This is a genomic window from Enterobacter sp. C3_dUdeg (genome assembly GCF_057536195.1).
This window is the reverse complement of the sequence record NZ_BAAKFX010000003.1, coordinates 405,809-429,783: the sequence shown is the minus strand read 5'-3', so window position 1 is coordinate 429,783 and position 23,975 is coordinate 405,809. Positions and strand designations below refer to the sequence as shown.

24 protein-coding genes are annotated in these 23,975 nt (G+C 56.4%); 16 read left to right on the top strand and 8 right to left on the bottom strand.

Translation table 11 applies throughout. From position 1 onward, the window contains the following. Positions 1 to 25: 25 nt before the first annotated feature. From hflK to rlmB, 7 genes are all read left to right on the top strand, one after another. A complete protein-coding gene (gene hflK, locus AC27FC_RS12040) occupies positions 26 to 1,285 on the top strand; it encodes an FtsH protease activity modulator HflK (protein ID WP_094935126.1) in 1,260 nt (419 codons plus the stop codon). 2 nt (positions 1,286 to 1,287) lie between these two features. Beyond that, on the top strand, positions 1,288 to 2,292 hold the full coding sequence (gene hflC / locus AC27FC_RS12035; RefSeq protein WP_023334250.1) for a protease modulator HflC: 1,005 nt from the start codon (positions 1,288 to 1,290) through the stop codon (positions 2,290 to 2,292). Positions 2,293 to 2,363: 71 nt separating this feature from the next. Continuing rightward, complete coding sequence (locus tag AC27FC_RS12030) at positions 2,364 to 2,561, top strand: DUF2065 domain-containing protein (RefSeq protein WP_003855996.1); 198 nt, start codon at positions 2,364 to 2,366, stop codon at positions 2,559 to 2,561. A 104-nt stretch (positions 2,562 to 2,665) separates the two neighbouring features. Next, positions 2,666 to 3,964, top strand: a complete 1,299-nt coding sequence (locus AC27FC_RS12025) for an adenylosuccinate synthase (protein ID WP_024907332.1) — start codon at positions 2,666 to 2,668, stop codon at positions 3,962 to 3,964. A gap of 192 nt (positions 3,965 to 4,156) precedes the next feature. Further along, positions 4,157 to 4,582, top strand: coding sequence for a nitric oxide-sensing transcriptional repressor NsrR (gene nsrR / locus AC27FC_RS12020; protein ID WP_023334253.1), 426 nt, complete (start codon positions 4,157 to 4,159; stop codon positions 4,580 to 4,582). A gap of 38 nt (positions 4,583 to 4,620) precedes the next feature. Continuing rightward, complete coding sequence (gene rnr, locus AC27FC_RS12015; RefSeq protein WP_033144465.1) at positions 4,621 to 7,065, top strand: ribonuclease R; 2,445 nt, start codon at positions 4,621 to 4,623, stop codon at positions 7,063 to 7,065. A 66-nt stretch (positions 7,066 to 7,131) separates the two neighbouring features. Beyond that, the gene (rlmB, locus tag AC27FC_RS12010; RefSeq protein ID WP_010427468.1) at positions 7,132 to 7,866 is read left to right on the top strand and encodes a 23S rRNA (guanosine(2251)-2'-O)-methyltransferase RlmB; all 735 of its coding nucleotides are present in this window, start codon (positions 7,132 to 7,134) and stop codon (positions 7,864 to 7,866) included. A 90-nt stretch (positions 7,867 to 7,956) separates the two neighbouring features. Here rlmB and AC27FC_RS12005 read toward each other — a convergent pair whose 3' ends face one another. After that, on the bottom strand, positions 7,957 to 9,231 hold the full coding sequence (locus AC27FC_RS12005) for an MFS transporter (protein WP_196354818.1): 1,275 nt from the start codon (positions 9,229 to 9,231) through the stop codon (positions 7,957 to 7,959). Between the two features lie 193 nt (positions 9,232 to 9,424). Between AC27FC_RS12005 and AC27FC_RS12000 the strand changes: the two genes are divergently transcribed. Continuing rightward, positions 9,425 to 11,047 carry an isovaleryl-CoA dehydrogenase gene (locus AC27FC_RS12000; RefSeq protein WP_196354819.1) on the top strand — a complete coding sequence of 541 codons (1,623 nt, stop codon included), beginning with the start codon at positions 9,425 to 9,427 and terminating at the stop codon, positions 11,045 to 11,047. Here AC27FC_RS12000 and AC27FC_RS11995 read toward each other — a convergent pair. From AC27FC_RS11995 to bsmA, 3 genes are all read right to left on the bottom strand, one after another. Beyond that, complete coding sequence (locus tag AC27FC_RS11995; RefSeq protein WP_196354820.1) at positions 11,044 to 12,975, bottom strand: methyl-accepting chemotaxis protein; 1,932 nt, start codon at positions 12,973 to 12,975, stop codon at positions 11,044 to 11,046. The genes AC27FC_RS12000 and AC27FC_RS11995 overlap by 4 nt on opposite strands. 172 nt (positions 12,976 to 13,147) lie before the next feature. After that, positions 13,148 to 13,435: a DUF1471 family protease activator YjfN gene (gene yjfN, locus AC27FC_RS11990; RefSeq protein WP_032665074.1), complete on the bottom strand. Its 288-nt coding sequence runs from the start codon at positions 13,433 to 13,435 to the stop codon at positions 13,148 to 13,150. 136 nt (positions 13,436 to 13,571) lie between these two features. Beyond that, on the bottom strand, positions 13,572 to 13,901 hold the full coding sequence (gene bsmA, locus AC27FC_RS11985) for a biofilm peroxide resistance protein BsmA (RefSeq protein WP_029740376.1): 330 nt from the start codon (positions 13,899 to 13,901) through the stop codon (positions 13,572 to 13,574). A gap of 137 nt (positions 13,902 to 14,038) precedes the next feature. Here bsmA and yjfP point away from each other — a divergent pair, with 137 nt between their 5' ends. Further along, positions 14,039 to 14,761, top strand: coding sequence for an esterase (yjfP, locus tag AC27FC_RS11980; protein WP_196354821.1), 723 nt, complete (start codon positions 14,039 to 14,041; stop codon positions 14,759 to 14,761). Between the two features lie 167 nt (positions 14,762 to 14,928). On the opposite strand, the gene yjfY is transcribed toward yjfP, so the two are convergent. After that, positions 14,929 to 15,204: a DUF1471 family protein YjfY gene (gene yjfY, locus AC27FC_RS11975; protein WP_029740378.1), complete on the bottom strand. Its 276-nt coding sequence runs from the start codon at positions 15,202 to 15,204 to the stop codon at positions 14,929 to 14,931. Positions 15,205 to 15,545: 341 nt separating this feature from the next. Here yjfY and rpsF point away from each other — a divergent pair, with 341 nt between their 5' ends. Genes rpsF through rplI form a run of 4 tightly spaced genes read left to right on the top strand, consistent with a single transcriptional unit; the run spans position 15,546 to position 16,985 of the window. Further along, positions 15,546 to 15,941 (top strand): 30S ribosomal protein S6, encoded by a 396-nt coding sequence (gene rpsF, locus AC27FC_RS11970; protein WP_014068637.1) that lies wholly within the window; start codon positions 15,546 to 15,548, stop codon positions 15,939 to 15,941. A gap of 6 nt (positions 15,942 to 15,947) precedes the next feature. Then, positions 15,948 to 16,262, top strand: a complete 315-nt coding sequence (priB, locus tag AC27FC_RS11965) for a primosomal replication protein N (protein ID WP_094935130.1) — start codon at positions 15,948 to 15,950, stop codon at positions 16,260 to 16,262. A 4-nt stretch (positions 16,263 to 16,266) separates the two neighbouring features. Next, positions 16,267 to 16,494, top strand: a complete 228-nt coding sequence (gene rpsR, locus AC27FC_RS11960) for a 30S ribosomal protein S18 (protein ID WP_000135199.1) — start codon at positions 16,267 to 16,269, stop codon at positions 16,492 to 16,494. A gap of 41 nt (positions 16,495 to 16,535) precedes the next feature. Further along, positions 16,536 to 16,985 carry a 50S ribosomal protein L9 gene (gene rplI, locus AC27FC_RS11955; RefSeq protein WP_023310148.1) on the top strand — a complete coding sequence of 150 codons (450 nt, stop codon included), beginning with the start codon at positions 16,536 to 16,538 and terminating at the stop codon, positions 16,983 to 16,985. A gap of 67 nt (positions 16,986 to 17,052) precedes the next feature. Here rplI and AC27FC_RS11950 read toward each other — a convergent pair whose 3' ends face one another. After that, entirely contained in the window at positions 17,053 to 17,697 is a 645-nt protein-coding gene (locus AC27FC_RS11950; protein WP_094935131.1) for an OapA family protein, read from the bottom strand. A 233-nt stretch (positions 17,698 to 17,930) separates the two neighbouring features. Between AC27FC_RS11950 and bamJ the strand changes: the two genes are divergently transcribed. Continuing rightward, positions 17,931 to 18,551, top strand: a complete 621-nt coding sequence (gene bamJ, locus AC27FC_RS11945) for a BamJ family beta-barrel-assembly machinery protein (RefSeq protein WP_008502892.1) — start codon at positions 17,931 to 17,933, stop codon at positions 18,549 to 18,551. A 310-nt stretch (positions 18,552 to 18,861) separates the two neighbouring features. Beyond that, entirely contained in the window at positions 18,862 to 20,271 is a 1,410-nt protein-coding gene (cycA, locus tag AC27FC_RS11940) for a D-serine/D-alanine/glycine transporter (RefSeq protein WP_048977313.1), read from the top strand. Positions 20,272 to 20,367: 96 nt separating this feature from the next. Here the strand turns inward: cycA and ytfE are convergent, their stop codons facing one another. After that, a complete protein-coding gene (ytfE, locus tag AC27FC_RS11935) occupies positions 20,368 to 21,030 on the bottom strand; it encodes an iron-sulfur cluster repair protein YtfE (protein ID WP_094935132.1) in 663 nt (220 codons plus the stop codon). A 243-nt stretch (positions 21,031 to 21,273) separates the two neighbouring features. Here ytfE and AC27FC_RS11930 point away from each other — a divergent pair, with 243 nt between their 5' ends. Continuing rightward, positions 21,274 to 22,923, top strand: a complete 1,650-nt coding sequence (locus AC27FC_RS11930) for a methyl-accepting chemotaxis protein (protein ID WP_063440651.1) — start codon at positions 21,274 to 21,276, stop codon at positions 22,921 to 22,923. A 79-nt stretch (positions 22,924 to 23,002) separates the two neighbouring features. On the opposite strand, the gene AC27FC_RS11925 is transcribed toward AC27FC_RS11930, so the two are convergent. Continuing rightward, a complete protein-coding gene (locus AC27FC_RS11925; protein WP_196354822.1) occupies positions 23,003 to 23,968 on the bottom strand; it encodes a DMT family transporter in 966 nt (321 codons plus the stop codon). Between the last annotated feature and the right edge of the window lie 7 nt (positions 23,969 to 23,975).

The following is a 23,975-nucleotide window of genomic DNA, read 5'->3' as shown; positions in this document are numbered from 1 at the left end:
TGCATAACAAATATGGAGCATATACATGGCGTGGAATCAGCCCGGTAATAACGGACAAGACCGCGACCCGTGGGGAAGCAGCAAACCTGGCGGCAACTCTGAGGGAAATGGCAACAAAGGTGGTCGCGAGCAGGGGCCGCCGGATCTGGATGATATCTTCCGCAAACTGAGCAAGAAGCTTGGTGGCCTTGGCGGAGGAAAAGGTTCTGGCTCGGGTGGCAATTCCACTCAGAGCTCGCGCCCGCCAATGGGTGGCCGCGTAGTGGGCATCGTGGCCGCTGCGGTAGTCATCATCTGGGCAGCCAGCGGGTTCTACACCATTAAAGAAGCAGAACGCGGCGTAGTCACCCGTTTCGGTAAGTTCAGCCATCTGGTTGAGCCGGGTCTGAACTGGAAGCCGACCTTCATTGACGATGTGACCGCGGTAAACGTGGAATCTGTCCGTGAACTGGCCGCCTCTGGCGTGATGCTGACCTCTGACGAAAACGTGGTGCGCGTTGAGATGAACGTGCAGTACCGCGTGACCGATCCTGAGCGTTATCTGTTTAGCGTGACCAGCGCCGATGACAGCCTGCGTCAGGCGACCGACAGCGCCCTGCGTGGCGTGATCGGTAAATACACCATGGACCGTATTCTGACCGAAGGTCGTACCGTTATTCGTAGCGATACCCAGCGCGAGCTGGAAGAGACCATTCGTCCGTACAACATGGGTATTACCCTGCTGGACGTTAACTTCCAGGCTGCACGTCCGCCGGAAGAGGTGAAAGCCGCATTTGACGATGCGATTGCTGCCCGTGAAAACGAACAGCAGTACATCCGTGAAGCAGAAGCGTACACCAACGAAGTTCAGCCACGCGCTAACGGTCAGGCGCAGCGTATTCTGGAAGAAGCGCGCGCGTATAAGACGCAGACCATCCTGGAAGCTCAGGGTGAAGTGGCCCGCTTCGCGAAGATCCTGCCGGAATATAAAGCTGCACCGGAAATTACCCGTGAGCGTCTCTATATCGAGACCATGGAAAAAGTGCTGAGCCACACCCGCAAAGTGTTGGTTAACGACAATAAAGGCGGGAACCTGATGGTTCTGCCGCTGGATCAGATGCTGAAAGGCAGTTCTGCGCCAGCAGCGAAAGGCGACACCAGCGGCGCGAACAACCTGCTGCGTCTGCCGCCAGCCTCATCAGGCAGCGCCAGCACGAACACAACGCCTTCTTCGAACGATGGTGACATTATGGACCAACGCCGTGCTAACGCGCAGCGTAACGACTACCAGCGTCAGGGGGAATAAGGATGCGTAAGTCAGTTATTGCGATCATCGTCATCGTACTGGTCGCGCTTTATACCTCGATCTTTGTGGTGAAAGAAGGCGAGCGTGGGATTAAGTTCCAGTTCAGCAGCGTCGTGCGTGACGGCGACAAACGCCCGGTGATTTACGAGCCGGGTCTGCACTTCAAGGTGCCGTTTATTCAGTCCGTGAAAACGCTTGATGCGCGTATCCAGACCATGGATAACCAGGCCGACCGTTTCGTGACCAAAGAGAAGAAAGACCTGATCGTTGATTCCTATATCAAATGGCGCATCAGCGATTTCAGCCGTTACTTCCTGGCAACGGGCGGCGGTGACGTTTCTCAGGCAGAAGTGCTGCTGAAACGTAAGTTCTCTGACCGCCTGCGTTCCGAGATTGGTCGTCTGGATGTGAAAGACATCGTGACCGACTCCCGTGGTCGTCTGACCCTGGAAGTTCGCGATGCGCTGAACTCCGGTACAGCGGGCACTGAAGACGAAGTTTCAACGCCGGCAGCAGATGATGCGATTGCCAAAGCGGCTGAACGCGTTCAGGCGGAGACCAACGGTAAAGTGCCGGTGATCAACCCGAACAGTATGGCTGCGCTGGGTATCGAAGTCGTTGACGTGCGTATTAAGCAGATCAACCTGCCAGTAGAAGTGTCCGAGGCGATTTACAACCGTATGCGCGCCGAGCGTGAAGCGGTAGCCCGTCGTCACCGTTCACAGGGCCAGGAAGAGGCTGAGAAGCTGCGTGCTGCAGCGGACTACGAAGTCACCAAGACGCTGGCGGAATCTGAGCGCCAGGGCCGTATCCTGCGCGGTGAAGGCGATGCCGAAGCGGCGAAGCTGTTCGCGGATGCCTTCAGCCAGGATCCTGACTTCTACGCCTTTATCCGTAGCCTGCGCGCTTACGAGAATAGCTTCCAGAGCAACCAGGATGTGATGGTGCTCAGCCCGGACAGCGATTTCTTCCGTTATATGAAGACGCCGACTAACGCAACGCGATAAACTCAGGCCCGTTTGAGTATTCAAACCACCGCTCCCAACGGAGCGGTGGTTTTCTTTTATAAGGAATAAAAATGAATTCAACGATCTGGCTCGCACTGGCTTTGGTCCTTGTGCTGGAAGGTCTTGGACCGATGCTTTATCCGCGTGCCTGGCGCCGAATGATCGCCACGATGAGTCAGCTGCCGGATAATATTTTGCGTCGTTTTGGCGGCGGTCTTGTGGTTGCGGGCATCGTGATCTACTACATGTTGAGGAAAACGATTGGCTGATCAAAAAGTAGGCGCAATCGGCGTATTTTGAGGTCAAAAAGTGCTGTATATCTGAAAAAGCGATGGTAGAATCCATTTTTAAGCAAACGGTGATTTTGAAAAAAATGGGTAACAACGTCGTCGTACTGGGCACCCAATGGGGTGACGAAGGTAAAGGGAAGATTGTTGATCTTCTGACTGAACGGGCTAAATATGTTGTACGCTACCAGGGCGGTCACAACGCAGGCCATACTCTCGTAATCAACGGTGAAAAAACCGTCCTCCATCTTATTCCATCAGGCATTCTTCGTGATAACGTCACCAGCATCATCGGTAACGGCGTTGTGCTGTCTCCTGCTGCGCTGATGAAAGAGATGAAAGGTCTGGAAGACCGTGGTATCCCTGTTCGTGAGCGTCTGCTGCTCTCCGAAGCCTGCCCGCTGATCCTGGATTATCACGTGGCGCTGGACGTAGCGCGTGAGAAAGCGCGCGGCGCGAAAGCGATCGGCACCACCGGTCGTGGTATCGGTCCGGCTTACGAAGATAAAGTTGCACGTCGCGGTCTGCGCGTGGGCGACCTCTTCGACAAAGCAACCTTCGCTGAAAAACTGAAAGAAGTGATGGAATATCACAACTTCCAGCTGGTGAACTTCTACAAAGCTGACGCTGTTGACTACCAGAAAGTGCTGGATGACGTCATGGCGATCGCTGACATTCTGACCGGTATGGTTGTTGACGTATCCGATCTGCTGGACCAGGCGCGCAAGCGTGGCGATTTCGTCATGTTCGAAGGTGCGCAGGGTACGCTGCTGGACATCGACCACGGTACCTATCCGTACGTAACGTCCTCTAACACCACTGCAGGTGGCGTGGCGACCGGCTCTGGCCTGGGTCCACGTTATGTGGATTACGTACTGGGCATCATCAAAGCGTACTCCACTCGCGTGGGTGCGGGTCCATTCCCGACCGAGCTGTTTGATGAAACCGGCGAGTTCCTGTGCAAGCAGGGTAACGAGTTTGGCGCGACCACCGGTCGTCGTCGTCGTACCGGCTGGCTGGATGCGGTTGCAGTGCGTCGTGCGGTGCAGATCAACTCCCTGTCTGGCTTCTGCCTGACCAAGCTGGACGTACTGGACGGCCTGAAAGAAGTGAAAATCTGCGTAGGCTACCGTATGCCAGATGGCCGCGAAGTGACCACCACTCCGCTGGCTGCTGACGACTGGGAAGGCATTGAGCCAATCTACGAAACCATGCCGGGCTGGTCTGAGACCACTTTCGGTGTGAAAGAGCGTAGCGGCCTGCCGCAGGCGGCGCTGGATTACATCAAGCGTATTGAAGAACTGACCGAAGTGCCGATCGATATTATTTCTACCGGCCCGGATCGTACTGAAACGATGATCCTGCGCGACCCGTTCGACGCATAATCTTCGTGACTGCTGGCCTGCGGGGAGACCCGTAGGCCGGATAAGCGTAGCGCCATCCGGCGACCGCTCTTGGATCTCCGCTTTTTCGCCCCGTCTGTCAAATAAATTAGCCGCTAACTATCTGGCTGGTTTATCATCATTAATGAATATCTCTGCGGTTTGACCGCGTTTTCCCTTTTTCCTGAGGTTGATGTGCAGTTAACAAGTTTCACCGATTACGGCTTACGTGCGCTGATTTACATGGCGTCGTTACCCGAGGGGAAGATGACCAGTATCTCTGAAGTGACAGAGGTCTACGGCGTATCCCGTAATCATATGGTCAAAATAATCAATCAACTTAGTCGTGCCGGATACGTTGCTGCCGTCCGCGGGAAGAATGGTGGGATCCGTCTCGGTAAACCGGCACAGAGTATTCGTGTTGGCGATGTGGTACGTGAACTGGAGCCGCTGTCTCTGGTGAACTGCAGCAGCGAGTTCTGCCACATCACGCCCGCTTGCCGCCTGAAAAAGGCGCTTTCAAAGGCCGTGCAAAGTTTTCTCATGGAACTGGATAACTACACGCTGGCCGATTTGGTTGAAGAGAATCAACCGCTTTATAAATTATTGCTGGTGGAATGAAGAAAATTTCCACCGGAGCTGACAACGGAGGAACCGACATGTCACATGATCCTTTCCAGGAACGCGAAGCCGAAAAATACGCGAATCCTATTCCCAGCCGCGAGTTCATCATTGAACACTTAACAAAACGCGAAAAACCCGCCAATCGTGAAGAACTTGCCGTTGAATTAAACATTGAAGGTGAAGAGCAAATTGAAGCCCTTCGCCGCCGCCTGCGCGCGATGGAGCGTGACGGGCAGCTGGTCTTTACTCGCCGCCAGTGCTACGCGCTGCCAGAACGCCTCGATCTGCTGAAAGGGACCGTCATTGGTCACCGCGATGGCTTCGGCTTCCTGCGCGTGGAAGGCCGTAAGGACGATCTGTACCTCTCATCTGAACAGATGAAAATGTGCATCCACGGCGACCAGATCCTGGCGCAGCCGCTGGGCGCTGACCGTAAAGGCCGCCGCGAAGCGCGCGTGGTACGCGTTCTGGTGCCAAAAACCAGCCAGATCGTCGGCCGCTACTTTACCGACGCGGGCGTAGGCTTCGTGGTGCCGGACGACAGCCGTCTGAGCTTCGACATTCTGATCCCACCTGAAGAGGTGATGGGCGCCCGCATGGGCTTTGTGGTGGTGGTTGAACTCACCCAGCGCCCAACCCGTCGCACCAAAGCGGTAGGTAAAATCGTCGAAGTGCTTGGCGACAACATGGGCACCACGATGGCCGTTGATATGGCATTGCGTACCCATGAAATTCCGTACATCTGGCCGAAAGCGGTTGAAGAGCAGATCGAAAGCCTGCGCGAAGAAGTGCCGGAAGAATCCAAAGTGGGCCGCGTGGATCTGCGCTCCCTGCCGCTGGTCACTATTGATGGCGAAGACGCCCGCGACTTCGATGACGCCGTATACTGTGAGAAAAAACGCGGCGGTGGCTGGCGTCTGTGGGTTGCTATCGCTGACGTAAGCTATTACGTCCGTCCGCACACCCCGCTGGATAACGAAGCCCGCAGCCGCGGTACCTCGGTCTACTTCCCGTCCCAGGTCGTGCCGATGCTGCCGGAAGTGCTGTCTAACGGCCTGTGCTCCCTGAACCCGCAGGTTGACCGCCTCTGTATGGTTTGCGAGATGACCATCTCCACCAAAGGGCGCTTAACCGGCTACAAGTTCTACGAAGCGGTGATGAGCTCGCACGCGCGTCTGACCTATACCAAGGTCTGGCATATGCTGCAGGGCGACCAGGATCTGCGCGAACAGTACGCGCCGCTGGTCAAACATATCGAAGAGCTGCATAACCTCTACAAAACGCTGGATCAGGCGCGCGAAGAGCGCGGCGGGATCTCGTTTGAGAGTGAAGAGGCGAAATTCATTTTCAACGCCGAACGCCGCATTGAGCGTATCGAGCAGACCCAGCGTAACGACGCGCACAAGCTGATCGAAGAGTGTATGATCCTGGCGAATATCTCGGCGGCACGTTTCGTCGAGAAAGCCAAAGAGCCAGCGCTGTTCCGTATTCACGATAAGCCGACCACGGAAGCCATTACGTCGTTCCGCTCCGTGCTGGCTGAACTGGGTCTGGAACTGCCCGGAGGCAACAAGCCAGAGCCGCGCGATTACGCCGAGCTGCTGGAATCCATTAGCGATCGTCCGGATGCAGAAATGCTGCAGACGATGCTGCTGCGCTCTATGAAGCAGGCGATTTACGATCCGGAAAACCGCGGCCACTTCGGCCTGGCGCTGCAGTCTTACGCCCACTTTACGTCGCCGATCCGTCGTTATCCTGACCTCTCTCTGCACCGTGCGATCAAGTATCTGCTGGCGCAGGAGCAGGGCCATAAAGGGAACACCACCGAAACCGGTGGCTACCATTATTCGATGGAAGAGATGCTGCAGCTGGGTCAGCACTGCTCCATGGCCGAACGTCGTGCCGATGAAGCAACACGTGACGTGGCGGACTGGCTGAAGTGTGACTTTATGCTCGATCAGGTCGGTAACGTCTTTAAAGGCGTGATTGCCAGCGTGACCGGCTTTGGTTTCTTCGTTCGTCTGGACGAGCTGTTCATCGACGGTCTGGTGCACGTCTCCAGCCTGGATAACGACTACTACCGCTTCGACCAGGTCGGCCAGCGCCTGATTGGCGAGTCTGGCGGCCAGACCTATCGTCTGGGCGACCGTGTGGAAGTGAAGGTCGAAGCCGTGAATATGGACGACCGTAAGATCGACTTCAGCCTGATCTCCAGCGAGCGCGCGCCGCGTAACGTCGGTAAAACCGAGCGTGAAAGGGCGAAAAAAACCGGTAACGGTAAACCGGGCGGCGGTAAACGTCGTCAGGCGGGCAAGAAGGTAAACTTCGAGCCGGACAGCGCGTTCCGCGGCGAGAAGAAACAGAAGCCGAAGGCGGCGAAGAAAGAAGCTCGTTCAGCGAAAAAACCTTCCGCGAAAACGCAGAAAATCGCTGCCGCCACCAAAGCGAAGCGCGCGGCCAAGAAAAAGCAGGCGGAGTAAATTCTCCCCTCAACCTGACCCTCTCCCCAGCGGGGGGAGGGGAAATACTTATTACGAGAACCATCAATGAGTGAAATGATTTACGGCATCCACGCGGTGCAGGCCCTTCTCGAGCGCGCACCGGAGCGTTTTCAGGAAGTGTTTATTCTGAAAGGGCGTGAAGATAAGCGTCTGATGCCGCTGATCCACGCCCTGGAAGCGCAGGGCGTGGTGATCCAGCTGGCGAATCGCCAGTTCCTGGATGAGAAAAGCGAAGGCGCGGTCCACCAGGGGATCATTGCCCGCGTGAAGCCGGGTCGTCAGTATCAGGAAAACGATCTGCCGGATCTGATTGCTGAGCTGGATAACCCGTTCTTCCTGATCCTCGACGGCGTTACCGATCCGCACAACCTCGGGGCGTGCCTGCGCAGCGCCGATGCGGCGGGCGTGCACGCGGTGATCGTGCCGAAAGATCGCTCCGCGCAGCTGAACGCGACGGCGAAGAAGGTGGCCTGCGGCGCGGCGGAAAACGTTCCGCTGATCCGCGTGACTAACCTGGCGCGCACTATGCGTCTGCTGCAGGAAGAGAATATCTGGATCGTCGGTACCGCCGGTGAAGCGGATCATACTCTGTACCAGAGCAAAATGACCGGCCGTCTGGCGCTGGTGATGGGTGCGGAAGGCGAAGGCATGCGTCGTCTCACCCGCGAGCACTGCGACGAGCTGATCAGCATCCCGATGGCGGGCAGCGTGTCGTCCCTGAACGTTTCCGTTGCGACGGGCATCTGCCTGTTTGAAGCGGTGCGTCAGCGCGGAGAATAAACAGCAAGGCCGTCCACAGGACGGCCTTTTGTGTTTTCTCCCTCTCCCCGTTGGAGAGGGGCGGGGTGAGGGCACCTGACGGTGACAACCTCACTCCTCCAGTGACCGCAAATGGTCGTCCTTCCTCAGCGTCATCAGCGCGAAAATACTCACTACCGCCGTCGCCATCACGTAATACGCCGGAATATCCAGGTTGCCCGTCTGCTTAATCAGCCCGGTAATAATTAACCCTGCGCATCCCGAGAAAATCGCGTTCGACAACGAGTAGGCCAGCCCCAGCCCCGTATAGCGCACGCGCGTCGGGAACATCTCAGATAGCATCGCCGGGCCCGGACCCGCCAGCATGCCCACCAGACCGCCCGCAATCAGCACCACAACAGCCTTCACCGCCAGCGTACTCGACTCCGCCTGCAGGATTTTCAGCAGCGGCAGGGCGAGGATCAGCAGCAGCGCGGTGGCGAGAATCATCACCGTGCGGCGGCCGAGCCGGTCGCTCAGGATCCCCGACGGAATGATGGTGAGTGCAAAACCAATATTTGAAATCACCGCTATCAACAGCGCCTGGTTGAACCCGGTGTGCAGCGCCGACTGAAGATAGGTCGGCATAATCACCAGGTAGGTATACCCCGCCGCAGACCAGACCATGACGCGCCCGATTCCCATCACGATGGCCCGGAGCGTGGCGGCAGTATCCGCCTGAGCGACAGCCGGTTTATCCTGCTGCTGCACAAAGCTCGGTGTCTCTTCCATACTGACGCGAAGCCACAGCGCCACAACGCCCATGGGCAGCGCCAGGAAGAACGGAATGCGCCAGCCCCAGTCGTGCATGGCTTCAGGCGTGAGAAGGGTGGAGAGCAGCGCCACGATGCCTGCGCCCGCCAGCAGCCCCAGCGCCACGGTAAAGGACTGCCACGCGCCATAGAGCCCACGCTTGCCGCGCGGGGCGAACTCCGTCATCAGCGAGACCGCACCGCCGTACTCGCCGCCCGCGAACAGCCCCTGCAGGATGCGCAGCAGCGTAATAATCAGCGGCGCGGCAATCCCGATGCTGGCGTAGACCGGCACAATGCCGATGGCGGCGGTAGCGAGCGTCATCAGCACCAGCACGATGATTAGCGTCGGTTTACGGCCAATCCGGTCGCCGATGCGGCCAAACACCACCGCACCCAGCGGGCGGAAGAAGAAGGCGATGGCAAACGAGGCGTAGGTGAGGATCAGGCTGGTCAGCCCCGCCTCTCCTTCAAGCTGGAAGAAGTTTTTCGCAATGACGGTCGCCAGAAAACCGTAGACCGCAAACTCATACCACTCGATAAAGTTACCAATGGAGCCTGCAATTAATGCTCGCTTGTGCGCGTCCGGTTGCATAACGATCCTCACTGAAAAGGGTAAGAATAAATTATTCAACAAAAGCGAAGTCATGAAATAGTTTATTCTTATGTTCTGTGAGCTATTTCACGAATGATATCAGCGGGATCGTGAACGTGTGACTCCCCTCCCATGCAGCGTGCGCGCGGTCTGTCCATACTTATCGTCATTGCCACTGAAGGAGGGAGACAGCATGCACTGGCAGACCCATACCGTTTTCAATCAACCTGCACCGCTTTCCAACAGCAACCTTTTCCTCTCGGACTGCGCCCTGCGCGATGCGGTCGCGTGTGAAGGAGCCGAGTGGGATTTTGAGCTGCTCGCCAGCATCGGGCAGCAGTTGGGCACCGCGGAGTCGCTGGAGCTGGGCAGGCTGGCTAACGTCAACCCGCCCGAGCTGTTACGCTATGACGCCACCGGGGAGCGGCTGGACGACGTGCGTTTTCATCCGGCATGGCACTTGCTGATGCAGGGGCTTTGCGCCAACCGCGTGCATAACCTGGCGTGGGAAGAGGAGGCGCGTAAAGGGGCGTTTGTCGCTCGGGCCGCACGCTTTGTGCTGCATGCTCAGGTGGAGGCGGGCACGCTTTGCCCGGTCACCATGACGTTCGCCGCCACGCCGCTGCTGCAGCAGGCGCTCCCCAAAGCATTTCACGACTGGCTGACGCCGCTGCTCAGCGATCGCTACGATCCGCATCTCGCCCCCGGTGCGCAAAAGCGCGGCCTGCTGATTGGCATGGGGATGACGGAAAAGCAGGGCGGCTCGGACGTGCTTAGCAACACCACCAAAGCGGAAAAATGCAGTGACGGCAGCTACAGGCTGGTGGGGCATAAATGGTTTTTCTCCGTCCCGCAAAGCGATGCGCATCTGGTACTGGCCCAGGCGAAGGGCGGGCTGTCCTGCTTTTTTGTGCCGCGCTTTTTGCCTGACGGACAGCGCAACGCCGTGCGGCTGGAGCGCCTTAAGGACAAGCTCGGGAACCGCTCCAACGCCAGCAGCGAGGCGGAGTTCCTCGATGCCTCCGGCTGGCTGCTGGGGGAAGAGGGCGAAGGGGTACGGCAGATCCTCAAAATGGGCGGTCTGACGCGCTTTGACTGCGCGCTGGGCAGCCACGGACTGATGCGTCGGGCGCTCTCGGTGGCGCTGTACCATGCCCACCAGCGTCAGACCTTCGGCAAAAACCTCATCGATCAGCCTTTAATGCGCGAGGTATTAAGCCGGATGGCGCTGGTGCTGGAGGGGCAAACGGCGCTGCTGTTCCGCCTGGCCCGGGCGTGGGACAAGCGTGCCGATCCGCAAGAGGCCGCCTGGGCGCGGCTGTTTACCCCGGCGGCGAAATTTAGCGTCTGTAAAGCAGGCATCCCGTTTGTGGCTGAGGCGATGGAGGTGCTGGGTGGGAATGGATATTGCGAAGAGAGCGAACTTCCCCGCCTGTACCGCGAGATGCCGGTGAACAGCATCTGGGAAGGGTCAGGAAATATTATGTGCCTGGACGTTCTGCGCGTGCTGGCGAAGCAGCCGGGTATTCACGACCTGCTTGCCGACGAGTTTGCGCAGGTGAAAGGGCAGGACAGACACTTCGACCGCAGCTGGCGACAGCTTCAGCAAAAACTGCGTAAACCGCAGGAGGCGCAGGGGCGGGAGATCGCGCAGCAGCTTTTCTTGCTGGGTGCCGGAAGCCAGATGCTGCGGCACGCATCGCCCCCGGTGGCGCAGGCGTGGTGCCGTATGATGCTGGATACCCGTGGCGGCACGCTGATGAGCGAGCAGGTGCAAAGCGACCTGCTGCTGCGTGCGACGGGCAGAGTTGGTTAGCCTTTTAGCTGGAACAGGCTCACCAGCTGAGTCAGGTGTGAACCCTTCTCGCGCAGCGTTTGAGCCGTTTGTTCGCTGCGTGAGATGCGATCGGCATTGATATGCGACGCTTCGCCAATATGGGTCATGGCGAGGTTCACCTGGCCGATCCCGGCGGACTGCTCGCGTGAGGCATGGTTAATCTCGGTGACCAGCTGGCTGATGTTATCGATATGAATGATGATGTCGTCCATCGCCAGGCGCGTCCGTTCAGACAGCGCATGACCCTCACTCACTTTTCTGAGCGTATCGCCAATCAGCTGTTCAATCTCCTTCACCGCGTTAGCGCTGCGTCCCGCCAGGGCGCGAACTTCCTGCGCGACTACCGCAAACCCTTTTCCGTGCTCGCCTGCGCGGGCCGCTTCCACTGCCGCGTTCAGCGCCAGAATATTGGTCTGGAAAGCGATGGACTCGATCACGCGGGTGATGTCTTCGATGCGTTTTGACGCTTCGCGAATGTCGTCCATGGTCGACACCGCGTGAGTGACCGTCTCACCGCCCTGATGGACCGCGAGCGAGGTTTCACCCACCAGCTGCTGCGTTTGCTCCATGTTGGCGGCATTTTGCTGCACGGTGGCGGCCAGCTGCTCCATGCTGGCGGACGTCTCCTCCACGCTGCTGGCCTGCTTGTTGATCTGCTCTGAAATCTCGCCAGTGTCGGCGGCCAGCGCGTTGGTGCCCAAATGGATCTCGCCTGCAGCCTCACGGACCTGCAGGACAATTTTTTGCAGGCCGCCGCCGATGCCGTTGATGGCATCGATCAGCTGGCCGACTTCGTCCTGACGCGTCACGGGCAGGCTGGAACGGAGATCCCCTGCGGCATATTGACGGGCAAGATGGATCACGTTGCGCAGCGGTCGGGTCAGCACGCGGCGAATAATGACCACGAACAGGCCAGCAAAAAGGATGGATAAGACCACGCCGGCCAGCAGGAAGCGATCGCGCATGGCGGTAACGCTTGAGAGCAGCACCGATTTATCCACTTCGCCCACGATAGTCCAGTTCCAGCCCGGCAGCGGGGTATAGGCCATTTTCAGCGTCCGGCCGTCGTCGCTTGAACGCTCCAGCGTGCCGGGTTTGTCACTCAGAAGCTGTTGCTGCGTCGCGCCGTCCCATTTCGGCAGTTTTCCCTCTTCGCTGGCGTGGAACAGGTATTGCCCACGCGTTTTGCCGTTGCTGCGATCCAGCACGAAGAAGCGACCGCTCTCGCCCAGGCGGCGGTTGAGGATTTTCTCGCGCATGACGTTCCAGGAGTGGGTGATGTCCACCCCGACAAAGACGATCGCAATGACCTGCCCTTCGGCGTTTTTAACGGGCTGGTACTGGGTGATGTAGCGTTTGCCGAAAAGCAGCGCCAGGCCGCGGTAGACTTCACCTTTGTTGACGGCAGCAAAGGCCGGGCTGGCGTTATCCAGAACGGTACCCATTGCCCGATCGCCATTCTCTTTGCGCAGGGAAGTGGCTACGCGAACAAAGTCGTTACCGCTGCGTACAAACAGCGTCGAAATGGCTCCCGTACGGTTCAGGAACTCGTCCGAAAGGGGGTTATTTTCATGCAGCCCGGTGTCTCCGCCTTTCAGAAGCGGAACGCTAAGTCCGTTAATCGTCTGGTGTTGGGAATTATCAATGTTCAGGGGCTGCGGTAAAAAGGTGGAAAACAGACGGGTATAGCTCTCAACCTCTTCACTCAGGCTGGTGTTGAACATCTGCACCATGTCGACCATGCCGGTGGACTGATTATGCAGATCTTCGACCGCAAGGGCTTCAAGCTGCTGGCTGGCTTTTTGGCTGAGCAGAAAAGTGAATAGCAGAAACAGCGTGGCGACACTGACGCCAGTTAGCAGCGAGAGTTTCGACCCCAGGCCCGCACGGCGGAAAAAGTTGATCATAAATTGCTCATCTTTGAAAAGTTATGGTTCTTCAACGGCAGAGCGGGGATTACGTTTACTGTTTTAATGTAACAAAATGTTATTTAATTGTTCTTTATTGGTTTTATATAAGATAAAAAATTTGCAAAAACGAAAAGCCACTAAAAGTAAGTGGCTTTTATCAGGAGGGAGTTTACACGTAGAGAATGGCCTGTACCCGCCAGCGATCGATATGGTTATCTTCCTGCATCTGGATGATGCGATACCATGAAGCACCCTGCTCATCGGCCTTTAATGCCACGACACGTTCAACGTCTTGCGGGCTCCCCGAGATATTATTCACGGAGATCTGGCCAATTTCATTCAGGCCAGTCACACAATCAGCACTGGCGAATTCTGCTGACTGCGCGGTGGTGCTCAGCAGGCCTGCTGAGAGCAACAGTGAGGTCAAAGCAAGAGTTCGTTTCATCGTCAGCTCCATTTCACATATATCCGGTATCCGCCGGGCAATCCTTCGCTAATAAACTCCCTTCCATTGATGCGGGCGTGGAGTTTATTGTGGACAGGAAAATGTCTATGGACGCAAAGCAGTGTAAATCTCGTTCAAAGGAAAACCATTATTTACGGTACAAAATGGCCTGTGAATACCATTGTCCCGTTATGATGGTTTCGTCGATCATAATGATGACGTAATAATCTGCTTTGGCAGCGACGGCCTGTGCTTTTATTGCCGATTCTGCGTCATCCGGAGAACCGCGAACCAGCGCGGAGATGGTGCCCATTCGTTGTAATCCTTCCGTCTGATTACGACGAATCTCCTGTGGATGATCGGCGACCGGTGGAGCGGGTTGCGGCGTTCCCTGCAGCGCGCTACAGCCACTCAGCAGAAACACCAGCAATAAAGCAGCAAACCTGCGCATAACCATATCTCGTTTCCTGATAGCCATAGTGTAGTTGGCTGTGAATTTAGTTTTGGGGGAATGTTCCCGAAGTGTTATCTGGGACGTATATTTCGAATGAAAATGACGCGAAAGCGTAACCCAGTTCTCAACATTATGAATCATAGATTCGCACAGGGTCGACAATGATTGAAATTGAAATACGCCACCTCGGCGACCATGAAATTTTACACGCGATGCCGGTGGGTAAACGTGATAAACCGCTGCCTGTTGTGGTTTTTTATCATGGGTTTACCTCATCGAAGCTGGTTTACAGTTATTTTGCGGTAGCGCTGGCGCAGGCGGGTTTTCGCGTGGTGATGCCAGATGCACCCGACCACGGCGCACGCTTTACGGGTAATGAACAGGCGCGGCTGGGGCAGTTCTGGCACATTCTGCACGGGAGTCTGACCGAGTTTTCCGGGCTGCGCGATGCGCTTTATGAGGCAGGGCTGGTGGCCGACAATCGTCTGGCGGTAGCCGGGGCATCGATGGGCGGTATGACGGCGCTGGGGATTATGACGCATTATCCTGAAGTGAAGTCTGTCGCCTGTCTGATGGGCTCGGGCTACTTTACTTCGCTGGCGAAGACCCTCTTTCCCCCTCAGGATTTAACGGAAATGACCGCGACGCTGGCAGAGTGGGAAGTGACCCGGGCATTGCCGCGCGTGGCCGATCGCCCGCTGCTGCTGTGGCACGGTGACGCGGATGATGTGGTCCCGCCCGAGGGAACCTTCCGTCTGCAGCAGGCGTTAATCAATGAAGGGCTGGACGCTAATCTGACCTGTCTGTGGGAACCGGGCGTCCGCCACCGCATTACGCCAACGGCGCTGGACGCTACGGTGGCTTTTTTCCGCCAGCACCTGTAAACGCGCAGGACTTTGACGCCCTTACCTTCCAGCATGTGAAGGATCTCAGGGGGCTCTTTTACCGGGAGTATTCCGGAGCCATTCAAAAAAAAAGCCCCCGGGCAGGGGGCAACGTCAACTATGGCTATGTTCTCGTTGTTGGCTTTCCTGGTGCTAGCGTTAAAGCGTTATCGGTAAATATCTGCACTGGCGTGCATGTTGCCGTTGCTGCCGGGCTCACGGGTTAACATCACGTGATAATAGGTTGCGCCCTGCGCATCGGTTTCTGCGTTTAATGCCTGATCTGCTTCACTTTCCGTGGCGAAATTATGATTGATGTAAATTACGCCCAAGCTTTGCACATCATCCATGTTTCTGGCCTGTCGGCTGTCTATCTTGATGGCTGCCATCGCGTTTGCACTGAGCAAAAGCGCAGCCATTATGGCTAATGCGATTTTTTTCATGATATGCGCTCCACGACTACGTGCTGCGAGAGGGGGGATGCTCCTTCTTTAATTCAGGCGATCTCTAATTAAAGTGTAATCACTCATCCGGCGGGGATGCGTGACCATTTCTGATGCAGTTGTTCAAAAAAACAACGCTTCCGGGTGTGACCAATTTTAAATCACCCACTTAGACCCGCTTCGCGCTTTGTGCGAATTATTTGTGCAATCAGCTTGAGTTTCCAGGGGCGCGCAAGTATTATGACGCGTCAATTTTTCAGCCGACCTTTAACACGTTCCTTGCCTCCCCGGGCCTCGGCTGACCCAGACAGGAGGCTGAATAATCCGTAAGGAGCAATTCGATGCGTCATTACGAAATCGTTTTTATGGTCCATCCTGACCAGAGCGAACAGGTTCCGGGTATGATCGAGCGTTACTCTGCTGCCATCACTGGTGCAGAAGGTACGATCCACCGTCTGGAAGACTGGGGCCGCCGTCAGCTGGCTTACCCGATCAACAAACTGCACAAAGCACACTACGTTCTGATGAACGTTGAAGCGCCGCAGGAAGTGATCGATGAGCTGGAAACTACCTTCCGCTTCAACGATGCCGTTATCCGCAGCATGGTTATGCGTACCAAAAACGCAGTTACCGAAGCATCTCCGATGGTTAAAGCGAAAGACGAGCGCCGTGAGCGTCGCGATGATTTCGCAAACGAAACCGCAGATGATTCTGATGCTGGGGATTCTGAAGAGTAATTTCTGATGGCCAACCGTCTGGCGTTGTCCGGCATCGTATGCAGGGCTCCCCTTCGAAAGGTCAGTCCATCAGGAATTCCGCATTGCCAGTTCGTGCTTGAGCATCGTTCTGTGCAAGAGGAAGCCGGGTTTCACCGGCAGGCGTGGTGCCAAATGCCCGTTATTATTAGCGGACACGAAAACCAGGCCATTACTCACAGTTTAACGGTCGGTAGCGCAGTAATCGTTCAGGGGTTCATCTCTTGCCACAAGGCAAAGAACGGCCTGAGCAAAATGGTTCTGCATGCCGAGCAGATTGATTTGATAGATTCTGGAGACTAGCCATATGGCACGTTATTTCCGTCGTCGCAAGTTCTGCCGTTTCACCGCGGAAGGCGTTCAAGAGATCGACTATAAAGATATCGCAACGCTGAAAAACTACATCACCGAAAGCGGTAAGATTGTCCCAAGCCGTATCACCGGTACTCGTGCAAAATACCAGCGTCAGCTGGCTCGCGCTATCAAACGCGCTCGCTACCTGTCCCTGCTGCCGTACACTGATCGTCATCAGTAATCGGGCACGGTCCATTAATACGACTTTAAGAGGATAAGGTAATGCAAGTTATTCTGCTTGATAAAGTAGCAAACCTGGGCAGCCTGGGTGATCAGGTTAACGTTAAAGCGGGTTACGCACGTAACTTCCTGGTTCCACAGGGTAAAGCTGTTCCAGCTACCAAGAAAAACGTAGAGTTTTTCGAAGCACGTCGCGCTGAACTGGAAGCCAAACTGGCTGACGTTCTGGCGGCTGCTAACGCTCGCGCTGAAGCAATCAACGCACTGGGCACCGTTACCATCGCGTCTAAATCAGGCGACGAAGGTAAACTGTTCGGTTCCATCGGTACTCGCGATATCGCTGATGCAGTTTCTGCAGCAGGCGTTAAAGTGGCTAAGAGCGAAGTTCGTCTGCCGAACGGCGTTCTGCGTACCACTGGTGAGCACGAAGTTGACTTCCAGGTTCACAGCGAAGTGTTCGCTAAACTGGTTGTTAACGTTGTAGCTGAGTAATTTTTTACTCTGCTCACGTTGAAACGCCGGCCTTGTGCCGGCGTTTTGCTTTTTAGAAAACCGGGTCTTAACGCGCCCTGATAAAACTGCCGTCTGGCTGGCGGGTAAACAGCACCTGTTGTCCATTTCCCGTATCAATCGTTAACCCTGTCACCACCCCGCTGGCATTCTGGCGAACCTGTACCATCTGTCCATTCTGCAGATTACTGAGCGGTTTACCCGCACCTTCCACCTTCGCCATGGCATACACGTCGGTTGGCGGCAGATTGTGGTCGCGGAACAGCTGTGCCAGAGTTTTGCCCGGCTCTACGCGATAGGAACGCCACTGTTGCTCAATACCGGTAGGCTTTTGCGTCTGAGGCTGAGACGGGGCGGCGGCTTGATCCTGCGGCTGTTCATCCTGAATAGGTTCTGGCTCAACCGGCGCGACCTGACCCGGATCGTTAGACGGGGTCACAAGCTGCGTCTGCATCGGCTGTGCGTCATGCTGCGGCCGCGTCTGCGACTGAATGTCCAGCTGAGCATTGCGGGTGACGGGTGCGGTATCGACATCATCGCCCCCGGAAGGAAGCAGGAAGCCCACGATCACCATCAGCGCGCCAATGATGATCCCTCTGCGATGCAGAGGAGGCAGCGGGTCCATGATGCGAAAATTGTCCGGCGCCTGCCAGATTTTCGCCAGGGTAGGTTTCAGTTCAAATCGCCCGGGCATGGCACTCCTCCTGCTCCGCGTATTTTTTATCCTGTGCCCCGAAGTATAGTTTGCTAACTGCCTGAACGGCGTAGTAAACCCGACATCCGTGACATCAGTTCGGGATTAATCCTGGTTATCTCTATTGTTTCTGTTTCGTCGCGGTTTGTCACCTTAACTTCAGACAAAGTTTTACCCATAAGGGCATGGCTGATATGCTGCCCGCTACTTTAAATGCGATGGAAGGAAAACCCATGACCACCCCGACTTTTGACACTATCGAAGCGCAGGCAAGTTACGGTATCGGCTTGCAGGTAGGACAGCAGCTGAGCGAATCCGGCCTGGAAGGTCTGTTACCAGAAGCGCTGGTGGCGGGTATCGCTGACGCGCTGGAAGGCAAACAGCCTGCCGTTCCGGTAGACGTTGTGCACCGTGCGCTGCGTGAAATCCACGAACGTGCTGACGCCGTGCGTCGCGCGCGCTTCGAAGAGATGGCTGCCGAAGGTGTGAAATATCTGGAAGAGAACCGCGAGCGTGAAGGCGTGAACAGCACCGAGTCTGGTCTGCAGTTCCGCGTGATCAATCAGGGCGACGGCGCAATCCCGGCGCGTACCGACCACGTTCGCGTGCATTACACCGGTAAACTGATCGACGGTACCGTGTTCGACAGCTCCGTGGCGCGCGGCGAACCGGCTGAGTTCCCGGTCAACGGCGTGATCGCAGGCTGGATCGAAGCTCTGACCCTGATGCCGGTCGGTTCCAAATGGGAACTGACTATCCCGCATAACCTGGCCTACGGCGAGCGCGGCGCTGGCGCGTCCATTCCGCCATTCAGCACCCTGGTCTTTGAAGTCGAGCTGCTGGAAATTCTGTAATCGACTTTTCTTATTTCCTCTTCCCGGTTGGGGAGAGGAAATAGTGTTAAAACCTATAGTTACGACGTAATCAATATTTTATCTTGCAAACGAAACTGTTGCGTGTATTTTTGTGAGCTGTTTCGCGCTGTATGAGTGATATGACACTCACTTTCAACATATTATTAACATAATATCTAAATCATAGTATTCATCCCGCCGATTCTTACCTAATATCGATTAGCCCTTACAAGGGAACGTCATCTTTTGACGTATTTAAAGGCCAGAAGAGCCTTAACAACACAGACAGGCATAAACAGGAAAATATCACATGGTAGATCAGGTCAAAGTCGTCGCCGACGAAGAGGCGTCGTCTGAACAGTCGCTACGGCGCAATCTCACTAACCGTCATATTCAGCTCATTGCGATTGGGGGTGCCATCGGTACCGGGCTGTTTATGGGGTCAGGCAAAACCATCAGTCTCGCCGGGCCGTCGATCATATTCGTTTATATGATCATCGGTTTTATGCTCTTCTTCGTGATGCGTGCAATGGGTGAACTGCTGCTCTCGAACCTCGAATACAAATCCTTTAGCGACTTCGCTTCTGACCTGCTCGGGCCGTGGGCGGGCTATTTTACCGGCTGGACCTACTGGTTCTGCTGGGTTGTCACCGGTATGGCGGACGTCGTGGCGATTACCGCCTACGCGCAGTTCTGGTTCCCGGGGCTGTCGGACTGGGTCGCCTCGCTGGCGGTCATTGTTCTGCTGCTGAGCCTTAACCTCGCCACCGTTAAAATGTTCGGTGAGATGGAGTTCTGGTTCGCGATGATCAAAATCGTGGCGATTGTCGGGCTTATCGTCGTGGGGCTGGTGATGGTGCTCACCCACTTCCAGTCCCCAACGGGCGTTCAGGCGTCGTTTACCCATCTGTGGAATGACGGCGGCTGGTTCCCGAAAGGCATTAGCGGCTTCTTTGCCGGCTTCCAGATCGCGGTTTTTGCTTTCGTGGGCATTGAGCTGGTGGGCACGACGGCAGCGGAGACCAAAGATCCCGAGAAGTCTCTCCCGCGCGCGATTAACTCTATTCCGCTGCGTATCATCATGTTCTACGTCTTCGCGCTGATCGTCATTATGTCCGTGACGCCGTGGAGCTCCGTGGTGCCAACCAAGAGCCCGTTCGTTGAGCTGTTCGTGCTGGTAGGCCTGCCTGCTGCCGCGAGCCTGATTAACTTCGTGGTGTTGACCTCTGCTGCCTCGTCTGCCAACAGCGGCGTATTCTCCACCAGCCGTATGCTGTTTGGTCTGGCGCAGGAAGGCGTGGCGCCGAGCGCGTTCGCCAAGCTGTCGAAGCGCGCGGTACCGGCAAAAGGGTTGACCTTCTCCTGCATGTGCCTGCTGGGCGGCGTGGTGATGCTCTACGTGAACCCAAGCGTGATTGGCGCGTTCACCATGATCACCACGGTCTCAGCGATCCTGTTTATGTTCGTCTGGACCATCATCCTCTGTTCATACCTGGTGTACCGCAAGCAGCGCCCGCACCTGCATGAAAAATCGATCTACAAGATGCCGCTGGGCAAGCTGATGTGCTGGGTGTGCATGGCGTTCTTCGTCTTCGTGCTGGTTCTGCTGACGCTGGAAGATGATACCCGTCAGGCACTCATCGTCACGCCGCTGTGGTTTATCGCGCTGGGGCTGGGCTGGGTGTTTATCGGTAAGAAACGTATGGCAGGCGTAAGGTAAAAGCAAAACGGCAACTTCGGTTGCCGTTTTTAGTTTTTGCACCCTCTCCCCGTGGGAGAGGGCCGGGGGGAGGGCATCAGGCCGCAGCGGCCTTTTTTATTCCCCAGCTAATGCCCGCGGGAACAGAACGTTGTTCTCAAGACTGATGTGTTCCATCAGGTCGTCAATCATCTCGTTAATGCCGTTGTACATCGCTTTCCACGTTGTGCACGCTTCTGGCGGCGGCGTGACGTTGTGGGTGGTGTGTTTGATCACTTCCAGCAGCTCACCCGCATCATCGTGCTCGCTTTCCATCACGCTGATAGGCCCCATCGCCTGGCTTCCCATTCCCTGTTTAATCATCGGGAAGAGGATCTGCTCTTCTTTCATCATATGGCTGGAAAGCTCTTCGTGCAGCAGGGTCAGGTATTTCGCCAGACCGCGCGGTACGGAAGGTTTGTCGGCATGTACGCGCTCGACTTTGGTTGCCTGCAGGATCAGTTCCGGCAGCTGTTCACGGTGACGGTCATGGTATCGCACGATGATATGGTCGATGATTTCAGCGAGCGGGGCGGTTCGCCAGTCTTTGTCGGCGGGCTGCCCGGCCAGCTGCGCCAGCTCTGCTTCAATCACCTCAACGTCCAGTTCCTTGCGTGAGGCCGCACGCGCCAGGGTTTGCTTACCACCGCAGCAGTAATCCATATCGTATTTACGGAACAGCGCAGAAGCGCGAGGAATGGAGAGCGCCAGCTCGCCAAGGGGTTGGTCGCGAAAGGCCATAGCAGTTACCTCGTCATCAATAATATAAGGTGCATATTAAATGCATCTTTAAGCCAGCGCTATAACCCTTTAGAGGGAAGGGGAAAGTGAGATGCAGATCACAAAAAAATACCCCGTTTAACTCTCTGAATGGACTTAGGAAAGTGGTTTAGAAACTTTTTAAAGGTGTAGAAACAGTAAACAACCCGCCGCGCCTGCCGATATATCCACGTCAGACAAACCTGCATATAACAAAGGCAACGCATGTTTAAACGTATAAAAGTCATTACCCTTCTGATTTCGGTGCTGCTTGTGCTCGGCATCATGCAAGTGATTTCCGCGGGTATCTTTATCAACGCGCTGAATAACGATAAAGACAACTTCACCGTGTCGCAGCTCTCCAGCAAGAACGTGGCGGAGTTTACCGATGCGTGGATCAGCCTGAACCAGGCGCGCGTGACGCTGAACCGCGGGATGCTGCGTCTGCAAAGCAGCATGGCCTCTCAGATTAACGGTGGGCAGCTTAATGAGCTGGTCAACACGGCGAAAAATCTGCTCGCCGATGCGCAGGTCCATTACGATAAATACTATGCCCTGCCAAATACGCCGGGCCTGGACGAGAACCTGGCTAACCGGCTTGAAGAGCAGTACCGCATTTACTCTGCAACGCTGACGCAAATGAACGTCCTGCTGAGCCAGGGCAATCTGGAAGACATGTTCAAGCAGAACGCGGAGCAAAAGCAGACCGCGATGCAGGCGGTTTACCGTGAATGGCGTGAAGCGCAGGCAACGCTCACCGATAAAGGCATCCAGGACAATGAAAGCGACTACAAGCGCATCCTGTGGATCCTCTCTGCGGTTATGCTGCTGGTGATTGTGGTGATTATTTCCAGCTGGGTAGCCATGCGCCGCGTGCTGCTGCTGCCTCTGGAAGAGGTGATTAACCATATTCGCGCCATTGCGGCGGGAGATTTAACCCAGCCGATTCAGGCTGAAGGTAAGAACGAAATGGCTATCCTGGCGCGCAACGTTCAGGAGATGCAGACCTCGCTGGCGAACACCGTGGGCGTGGTGCGTGAAGGTGCGGATACCATCTACACCGGTGCCGGTGAAATTTCTGCCGGCAGCAACGACCTCTCTTCCCGTACCGAGCAGCAGGCCGCGTCTCTGGAAGAGACGGCAGCCAGCATGGAACAGCTGACGGCAACCGTGAAGCAGAACGCCGATAACGCGCGTCAGGCTTCCCGTCTGGCGCTGGACGCCTCCTCAACGGCGAAGAAGGGCGGTAACGTGGTGGAAGGCGTGGTGCGTACAATGGACGAAATCGCCACCAGTTCCAGTAAAATCGCGCAAATTACTAACGTGATCGACGGTATTGCCTTCCAGACTAACATTCTGGCGCTGAACGCGGCGGTTGAAGCGGCGCGCGCGGGCGAGCAGGGCCGTGGTTTTGCGGTGGTAGCAGGGGAGGTCCGTACTCTCGCACAGCGCAGCGCCCAGGCGGCGAAAGAGATCAAAGCGCTGATCGATGATTCCGGCGAGCGCGTGAACGCGGGCTCCCAGCTGGTCAACGAAGCCGGGGAGACGATGGCAGAGATCGTTAATGCGGTCACCCGCGTCACCGACATCATGGGTGAAATTGCCTCGGCCTCTGACGAGCAGAGCCGCGGTATTGACCAGGTGGGCCAGGCGGTAGCCGAGATGGACCGCGTGACCCAGCAGAACGCATCGCTGGTAGAGGAATCTGCGGCCGCGGCGGCGGCGCTGGAAGATCAGGCTGCCCGCCTGAACGAAGCGGTGGCGGTGTTCAAAATCACCCGCAACCAGGCGGTCAAAGCGGCGCCGGTGAAAACCTATGTACCTAAAGCGCAGCCCGTAGCGGCGGCGTCTGAAGGGAACTGGGAAACGTTTTAAGGGCTTGCCCGGTGGCGGCTACGCCTTACCGGGCCTACGATTTTGTAGGCCCTGCAAGCGCAGCGCCGCTGGGCAATGCTCACATCTCCGAAGCCGGAATGACCCTCGGTTTTTCCGGCTTCGCTCTTACCGCCATCACCACTCCCACCACCAGCAGCGCGATCCCGCAGGCCGTGAATAACGGCGGTAAGCTCTGGCGCATCAGGAAGGTATAAAGCAGTCCGGCCAGGGTTTCGAAGACAATCAGCGGCCCTAAAATCACCGTCGGCAGCTTCTGGCTGGCAATGTTCCAGCACAGCGCGCCCACCCATGAGCACAGCACCGCAATCGCAACCATCAGGCCGATAAAAACCCAGGGTCTTGGCCCGAAGGGTTGGGCGAAGTCTGGCTGTTGATGGCCTAACCAGATGCACGCGCCGGCATAGCCCACCAGCGAGACGGGCAGCGTAACCAGCGCCTGCGCCGTCGCCCACATCATCGGATGCTTGTCAGGGTTCTCCCGCAGCCAGCGCGCGTTGCGCAGGGCATACCATGCCCAGCACGCCACGGAAATGAACGCCAGCACAATGCCAGAGCCGTAACGCCACAGGTCAACATCCGCCTGCCCGTGACGCAGCTCGGCAATATTGACGCATACCAGCCCCATGGCGGTGCATACCAGCGCCGGCGCCATTTTTGACCACGCCAGTTTGCCATCGCGGTGGCTGTAGAGCAGGTTAGCAAAGACGGGAATGACGACCGGCAGCGTGCCGATAATCATGGTAGATACCGGCGCACCGGTACGCTGAATGGCACTCGCAAGGCAAACGTAGTAGATAAGATTGCCCATCATGGTCAGCGCCAGCGCGGTGCCCCAGTCCTGACGGCTGAGCTGACGCAAGCGCGCGCGTCCCAGCCACGCCAGGGGCAGGGCAATCAGCCCGAGCGCCAGATAGCGTCCGGTCGACTGCAGTATTGCCGGATACTCGGGCACGATCAGCGGGCCGACAAAAATAAGCCCCCACATCATCCCGGCCAGCAGGGCATACAACACTCCACTAATCATTTTTCCA